The following is a 7556-nucleotide window of genomic DNA, read 5'->3' as shown; positions in this document are numbered from 1 at the left end:
CCCTTGTTGCAGAGGCGATGAGCTGCACCATCGAACACGCCTTCCGCCCGGAAACCTCCGGCGGTTTTGATGTGGTGATTGGGAATCCGCCTTATGTTCGGGCTGAACTGTTGGGGGACTTCATAGATTATTTTGAAGAGTATTATGAAGTTTATCACTCAGCGAGTGACCTCTTTGCTTATTTCTATGAAAAAGGATCGAAGCTTATTAAGCCATCAGGTTTGATGGGATACATTTCAAATACGTTTGATAAAACCACGGCTGGGAAAGTCTTGCGAAAGTACCTAACTAATAAAACCACATTTCAGCGGTATGTTGATTTTACGGAGGTTCAGGTTTTTGAAGGAGCGACAACCTATCCGGTAATAATTATTCTGAACAAAGAGTCTTCCAGTGAGAATGAATTTGGCTACATAAAAATACCCAAAGAGAGGAATTCTAAAGTCATTGAAATTGATGCTGAACCTGAAATAAAAGTTCTTCAAAGTACCTTGGATGAAAGTTCTTGGGCGTTTTTGAACAAAGAAAAAGCATTGATTCTAAATAAGATTGGAAAACTGCCTACGGTTAGAGAAAAATATGGGAAATGTTATTACGGTGTGAAAACAGCTTTGAATAAAGCATTTATTATTGAGAAGGATTGGTCTCTATCAGAGCATGTGAAATATCTATACGAGGGAAAGGAAATTAAAAAATGGTACACTCCAACTCCTGAACAAAAGCTCATTTTATTTGAAAGCGGCTGGACAAATGAAACTTATGGAGAGGATTTATCTGAAGATGAAGCGTTGGAAAAAGTAAAGAAGGATTATCCTGAAATAATGGAGCATTTACTTCCATTTGAAAAGAAAGCGAAGAAAAGATACGATCAGGGAGAATATTGGTGGGAGCTTAGAAACTGCGCTTATTATGATTTATTTGAAGAGCCAAAAATCATTTTCCCAAACCTTCAAAATGCGAATAAGTTTAGCATTGATAAACGAGGCGTTTATATCAATGCCCCCGCAGTATTTTTGCCGACATCGAGTAAAACCCTTCTTTGCATTCTGAATTCGACACTTGTTTGGGAATTTCTCTTATCTATTTGCGTGGTACGAAGTGGGGGTTATGTAGAAGTAAAACCGCAATATTTTGAACAGATTCCTATTCCTGAATTCAAAAATAAAGATGATTTTGAAAGCAAAGCTGATCAGATAATTCAACTAACTTCTGATTTGCAAGCAGTTCAGGAGAACCTTCAAAACCTTCTTCTCAGTAAATTCGATATCGAAAAACTCAGCCGGAAACTCCAAAGCTGGCACGAGCTCACCTTCAAGCAATTCCTGAAAGAGCTGAAAAAGAAAAAGGTGGAACTCACCCTCGACAAAGAAGCCGAATGGATGGAGTACTTCAACCGGCAAAAAGCCCGGGCCGAAGAGCTTAAATCCCAAATCGCCCAAACCGATTCCGAGATTGACGGGATGGTTTATGAGTTGTATGGGTTGGGGGCGGAGGAGGTGAGGGTTGTGGAGAGTGCAGGAAATTAGGAATTATGGATTGGGAATTTTGAATTTAACCTCGTCCCCAACGCCCCCGCTGGACCACCCAGCCCAAATGCGCAGTAAATGGATTTGGCCTCATGCCCAAACGCATAGTCCCCGTAAAACCCCACAAAAGATCTACACCTCCTTCGGTTTCGGGAAAAATTCAAACGCCCCAAGCCGGGGTCCAAAAACCGTGCCGGTACGTTAGCTCCGGAGAACGCCGCCGAAGCGGTAAGGAAAAGTTCATAATAGATTGCAAATTTGGGTGTTACCTGAGCAGAGAAATTCCATGTACTACCGTTGAAGAGTATTGCGCCCCAATTTTTGTGATTCAATAAATTTGTATAAATAAACGTAATACTATTGAGTGTTGTTTACCTTATAAACTCAGGTGTTTGTATATCTGAATCACTTCTATTAAATTCAGAATCATAAAAAAGTAACTGCTTATGAAGACAAATTTGGAAATAAAAACAAAGCCGGTAAAGATTGAACGAGTTTCTCCAAAAGAATACTTGTCTATTCCACGCTCCGATATTAAGTCAGCCCGTTTTGTACCTCCAAAAATTGGATCAAAGTCATTTGGATCTATGCGGGTGGAATACAAACATTTAAAATACAAACCTGTTGGCTAAATCTGAACCAAATAACCTGCCACAGGAGAGTGTTAAGCAGCTTCTCGATAATCAAACCAGAGAGCTCGAAATACGAGCACAAGAAACAAAGCTCAGAGAGAAGGAATTAGACCAGAATCATGAGATAGCGGTAAAATCACTGCAAGCGCAGGAAAAATGGGTCAACCGTTTACCAAATGAAAGAAGAAAAGACTGGACAACCTTAGCAATAATTGGAGGTATTTTCTCTTTAATGGTAGCCGCTTTAATTATCTATCTCTTTCATATCGGCGAAAGTGAAGCTGCAAAATATATCCTGGCAATTATTAGTTCCGCAATTGTTAGCGGCGGTGGCGGTTTTGGTTTTGGCTTTCATAAAGGAAAGAAGAGTAACAATTCTCAGGAAATCTCTGAATGACAGTGTACCGTTCTCGTTACAATAATGTATTTTTCTTGTTCTCCTTAACAACGCCACGCCGGAACATCCTGTCCGAGTGAGTGGCAAAGGGATTTAGCCTCATGGCCAAACGGAGAGTTCCCGTAAAACCCCGCAAAAGAACAACTCTATCTCCGGTTTCGGGAAAATATCCAATCGCACCCAAACCGGGGCACGATGAATATCCAATAGTGAATATCCAACACCCAATGTCCAAGTAAAATACTTCATCATTCCCCGAAAATCGGGGCGTGTAGGATATTGGATATTCTGCTCTAACCCTGGTCCACTTTCTCCACGTTAACTCACTATAAATCAAAATGTGTATATTATTGTATGCCATCAGCAAGAGCTAATATAATCCCTGCATTGCTCACGTTTTCAGGCCACTCCTGTACACGGAGTCGCAAATTTGAAGCATAAGTGGTTCTCCAGGGTCCTTGCCAGCCCATCGGAGAACCGGCCAGCCACTCCTCTTCCGGTATATTTCCATCCATCATTAAATAACCATCCGTATGGCAGTCATTACAGCCGGCAACAGTCACCAGATATCGACCGTCCTCAACCGGATTTTCCGCGTGAGTATATGGTAAATTTGATTCGGTTAGATCCTTTTCCTATGAAGATGAACATCCTGTGACAATCAAACACAGCAATCCTATTATAAGTTGTTGTTTTTTCATTTTATTAGACTCCAGATTTTTTGGGTTAGATTGGTGAAGGTAGGCTTTTATCCAAAGTCTGTTCTTTTCCCAATTGGCAATTATACTGATTTCTTAAATTTCTTGTTACAGAGTCAAAAAATATTTTTTTGGCTGCGCCGGATGCTTTGTGGATGGCGCTTTTTGATTAAAGAGTTGCCGTTTTTGGGGAGATCCTTCAGTCGTTGCATTCGCTCCTTCTACAGGGCGCCATTCCACATTTTAAAATTATAATCGAGTTAAGATCTAATCACCCATTCTGCTACAAAATAACTCATTATTAGACCTTCGTTTTAACCCAATCGAATGAACTCTCCATCCAAATTGTAATATGAGTAAACAGAATAGAAAAGAATATATACCATGGGACATACACTCAAAATCACAGACATTCAAAGCGTAACTCACGACGTACGGCAGATACGTTTTGAAAAACCGGACGGATATACGTTCACTCCCGGTCAGGCTACAGAAGTCGCGATCGATAAAGAGGGTTGGAGAGATGAAAAACGTCCGTTTACGTTTACCTCTCTCAAATCAGATCCCTACCTGGAATTTGTCATTAAAGTCTATCCGGACCACGATGGCGTTACCGAGCAGATCGGTAAGCTTGAAGCCGGAGATTCGCTGATCATCGATGATCCCTGGGGAACCATTCAATATAATGGTGAAGGAGTCTTTTTGGCCGGTGGAGCCGGTGTTACACCGTTTATCGCCATTTTTCGGGATCTGCACAAGAAGGGTGAAATTGGAAATAATAAGCTCATTTTTTCAAACAAAACCGATAAAGACATCATCCTGAAAGAGGAGTTTCAGAAAATATTGGGTGATCAGTTTGTGAACGTGATTACGGATGAGCCGACAGATGATCACATCTTCCAGGATGGGCATATTGATAAAAACTTTCTGGACTCACAGATCGATGATTTTGATCAGGATTTTTATGTTTGCGGTCCGGGTCCTTTCAACGACGCGATGATGGACTACCTGAAAGACCTCGGAGCCGATCCCGAAGCGCTGGTTTTTGAAGAGTAATGTTCATTGGGCGTATCTAAAGCTCCTCTGAATTGGATATGCTTTCGGTGATTTTGCCAGGAAAAATCCCCTACTTATCTAAGGAAGGGAAACAGGGGTGGTTGGACATTGAATTTTTGATTCAAGTTCGATGGTCTAATCTGAACTCGATCTAATTAGTTCTCTTAGCTCATAAGCTTTCATAAACGCAATTTGAGTTTCAATATTTACGGTAATAAAGAAGTGTCTCATTTCATTGGGCTTTAAGTGAAGTCAAGAAACCAAGACTACCTCCCCTTGAACCTTCCCGAAGCCTCGGGGCAGGCTCTTACACAGTATGGGAAAATCAACACTTCGTTTGATAACTCAGGTTTTAAGAATCTTATCACTCCTTAAACTCTTCAATCGCGTCGCTCAGCTCCACATCTTTTTCGTAGAACTTCTCCCACTTCTCTTTGGGATCGGGCGGGGTCATCAACGATACGACAATCAACACGGTAATCGAAAGTCCGGCTGCGGGCAGAACAATGTAGTCAAACGGTATTAGCGGTTCAGGAAGTACGGAGTTGATCACGGTTATAATCAGCGTAGCACCCATTCCGGTTGCGATGGACGCAACTCCGCCTGCAGTGGTGACCCGTTTCCAGAGAAAAGCGGCTAACAGCGCGGGAGTCAGACCGGCGCCAACCATCGTGTATGCGGTAAAAGCCATGTCGAGTATGGTTCGAAACTGGGTAAGCAGCAGGTAGGCACAAATTCCCAATACGAGAACCATCACACGCTGGAACGTAATAATTCGTTTTTCATCGGCGCCGGGATTGATAAATCGCTGATAGATGTCGCGGGTCAGGTTTGTGGATGGAGCCAGCAGAAAGCTGTTTCCAGTTGATGTAATGATCGCTACCGCAGCGCAGATCAACAGCAATCCGCCGGCAAGCGGAATTCCAATTTCGGTTCCGTATCTGGCTGCGTGAAGAATGACACGCTCGCTCTGTTCCACGCCCAGAAAGAAGGCACTCGACGGATCCAGCGAGTTAAAGTGACTGAACGCTAGTATGGCCAGTGAGGCGATGGCGGTTTCCACAATGATGGTGCCGGACACCCACCAAATCACCGCGGACTTGGCCGATTTTTCATCCTTCGCAGAAAAGAACTTTTGATACATATTCGACTCTCCCATCAGCAGGAGAAAGGTTGGGAAGAAGACTCCCATCGCCCAGAGAAAGTTGTACTCACCAAAAACGGTGAAAAAGCTTGGATCAAGATTTGCAGTGATATACTCACCGCCTCCCAGGTTGCTGTATACCAATGGAACAGCAAAAATTACAGCCGCTGTAATGACGGCACCATTAATAATATCCACGGAAACAATGGAGAGCATTCCTGCAAATGCGGTAAAGGTGATGATGAATCCGGCCGTTAGCAGAACGCCCTGCCACTCGGGAATGTCGGCAACGAGGTTCAGGACAAATCCGCCTCCGCGAAACTGATATCCCACAATGGTGGTGTAGGCGATGACGATGACGATGGTGCCCAGAATACGGGCGTATTTGTTGTATCGAAGTTCCAGGATGTCGGGGACGGTAAACTGCGCAATCCGTCGTACACGTGCGGCCAGAAAGAAAACAATAATGATTCCAATCCAGGCACCGGCTGCCATCCAGAGTTCCGAAAGACCCACTCTTGCGGCGAGTCCGGCTCCGGCGAGGAGACTACCGGACCCAATCCAGGTACAGAGGAGTGTGCCAACCAGTTTGTAGGTTGGAACCGATCGGCCGGCAACCATAAAGTCTTCCTGACTTTTAACAGCGCGGCTTTTATAAACAGAGATTCCCATCAGAAGGGCGAGATAGAGAAGAACAATCCAGAAAAAGATGGACATTAGATCAGTACGGTTTGTTTAGGGTGATGACTATCAAGAAATTCACTCTGACGAAAGTAGAGAATATCTTTGTGGAAATCATCTTTCAGCCTGTTCTAATTATTTGAGTTTGATTTATAGTGGTGTAAGATAGAAGAATTGATAAAATTGGTTTAAAGCTCTGAAAGAGCGCCAGATTGTAGCCCCGGGTGCAGCGCAGTGAAACCCGGGGTATCAGACAGCGCAATAAATACCGCCGAATAGAGGGCGTTGCTTGAAATGAAAAGCAGTATAGAGGCGGAGTAGCTCAGAAGAGGGTTAGGATATCAATTTGCCCGAATGAATCGGAGTGTTTTATTCGGTATAATATACCGTGGAGGTATCATTTTTTGATCTCAAGAAGAGCAATTTTCTCGCAGAGTTGCGCAGATGGTGTCGCGGATTTGCGCAGAGAAACCGCAATCATCAACAGTTAAGAATCGAACTAAGGTTAGGATAAAAAATGGGCTTAGTCTATTATTGCCACGGAAACACGGAACTGCAGGGTATACTCAGGGTGCTTCCGTGGCTATTTCTTTACATGATAAATGTTTTGGGTTTGAATTCAGGAATCAAAAGTTGAACTGCATACCGGCAACAAATGCCTGATAATTGGCTTGAGCATCTGATTCAAAGTTTTGAGCTTCACCTATGAGAGTGAGCTGATCGGTTAACTTATACCTTGTGAATACCATTAACAGTTGATTGGTAATATCCGGAGAGCTGCCTATTTCAGTGGTGTTGGCATCCTGAGCTCCTTCGCCGTAACTGGCGCCTAATGTGAAGTTACCTGCAGTATAGGTCGCTTCGGTGTACCACTGTGAAGCCTCAACATCCGCCTGGTCCAATGCCGAGCCCGTCAGGCTTAACCCGATCAAACCGTCAGCCCCAACGCCTTTCGTTTCGGAATAGGCTCCGGTAAGTGTCAAACTGCCGGCGTTCAATCTTGTGCCCAAATCCCACCCCGAAATGTTGTAATCAAAATTCTGGCTTGTGATGTCCACATTTTGGGTCATACCGCCGGCCCATAAATCGACAGATCCGGAATCAAAAGAGATCAGGTAGTTGGCTTGTGCTTCCAATCGTGGAGTAGTTGTTGTAACCTGGTCAGACGGGCCATCAGGTTTTTCAGGATTGATCAAACCTGCCTTGAGTGTAAATCCACCAAAATCAGGCGTTGTATACGTTACTCTTGGATTGAAGTTCGCATAAGTGTACCCCGAACCAATCCGGCCAAGAGTAGCGTTGGCTGCATCCGGTCCGCCAAACCGGCCAATGCCCATACCGCTGCCGGCATCACCGATTGAGCTGCTGTTAAAAATACCAAACCCCTTTCCCATATTAACGGTACCAAAATCACCGGATATC

Annotated in this window: 8 protein-coding genes; 4 read left to right on the top strand and 4 right to left on the bottom strand. The window is 43.8% G+C overall.

The window, feature by feature from the left end; all coding sequences use genetic code 11:
• From ACESM0_RS11700 to ACESM0_RS11690, 3 genes are all read left to right on the top strand, one after another.
• Positions 1–1526 (top strand): Eco57I restriction-modification methylase domain-containing protein (locus ACESM0_RS11700; RefSeq protein WP_372906393.1); only part of this gene is annotated, 1526 nt, incomplete at its 5' end.
• A 446-nt stretch (positions 1527–1972) separates the two neighbouring features.
• On the top strand, positions 1973–2158 hold the full coding sequence (locus tag ACESM0_RS11695; RefSeq protein WP_372906392.1) for a hypothetical protein: 186 nt from the start codon (positions 1973–1975) through the stop codon (positions 2156–2158).
• Positions 2151–2555: a hypothetical protein gene (locus ACESM0_RS11690; RefSeq protein ID WP_372906391.1), complete on the top strand. Its 405-nt coding sequence runs from the start codon at positions 2151–2153 to the stop codon at positions 2553–2555. The genes ACESM0_RS11695 and ACESM0_RS11690 overlap by 8 nt, the downstream gene beginning before the upstream one ends.
• Positions 2556–2571: 16 nt before the next feature.
• Here ACESM0_RS11690 and ACESM0_RS11685 read toward each other — a convergent pair whose 3' ends face one another.
• Both ACESM0_RS11685 and ACESM0_RS11680 read right to left on the bottom strand, forming a co-directional pair.
• A complete protein-coding gene (locus tag ACESM0_RS11685; protein ID WP_372906390.1) occupies positions 2572–2892 on the bottom strand; it encodes a hypothetical protein in 321 nt (106 codons plus the stop codon).
• A gap of 10 nt (positions 2893–2902) precedes the next feature.
• A complete protein-coding gene (locus ACESM0_RS11680; protein WP_372906389.1) occupies positions 2903–3073 on the bottom strand; it encodes a hypothetical protein in 171 nt (56 codons plus the stop codon).
• 564 nt (positions 3074–3637) lie between these two features.
• Here ACESM0_RS11680 and ACESM0_RS11675 point away from each other — a divergent pair.
• Positions 3638–4309: an FAD-binding oxidoreductase gene (locus ACESM0_RS11675; protein ID WP_372906388.1), complete on the top strand. Its 672-nt coding sequence runs from the start codon at positions 3638–3640 to the stop codon at positions 4307–4309.
• Between the two features lie 364 nt (positions 4310–4673).
• Here ACESM0_RS11675 and ACESM0_RS11670 read toward each other — a convergent pair whose 3' ends face one another.
• Positions 4674–6170 carry a sodium:solute symporter gene (locus tag ACESM0_RS11670; protein WP_372906387.1) on the bottom strand — a complete coding sequence of 499 codons (1497 nt, stop codon included), beginning with the start codon at positions 6168–6170 and terminating at the stop codon, positions 4674–4676.
• A 590-nt stretch (positions 6171–6760) separates the two neighbouring features.
• A partial coding sequence (locus ACESM0_RS11665; RefSeq protein ID WP_372906386.1) for a porin occupies positions 6761–7556 on the bottom strand: 796 nt, incomplete at its 5' end.

Source organism: Rhodohalobacter sp. (assembly GCF_041686455.1).
Classification (GTDB): Bacteria; Bacteroidota; Rhodothermia; order Balneolales; family Balneolaceae; genus Rhodohalobacter.
Note: the sequence above shows the minus strand (reverse complement) of the source record. Positions and strands in the feature narration are given on the sequence as shown.

Coding starts and splice junctions, on each gene's coding strand:
- ACESM0_RS11695 (WP_372906392.1), top strand. CDS start 1,973: ATGAAGACAAATTTGGAAATAAAAACAAAGCCGGTAAAGATTGAACGA.
- ACESM0_RS11680 (WP_372906389.1), bottom strand. CDS start 3,073: ATGATGGATGGAAATATACCGGAAGAGGAGTGGCTGGCCGGTTCTCCG.
- ACESM0_RS11675 (WP_372906388.1), top strand. CDS start 3,638: ATGGGACATACACTCAAAATCACAGACATTCAAAGCGTAACTCACGAC.
- ACESM0_RS11670 (WP_372906387.1), bottom strand. CDS start 6,170: ATGTCCATCTTTTTCTGGATTGTTCTTCTCTATCTCGCCCTTCTGATG.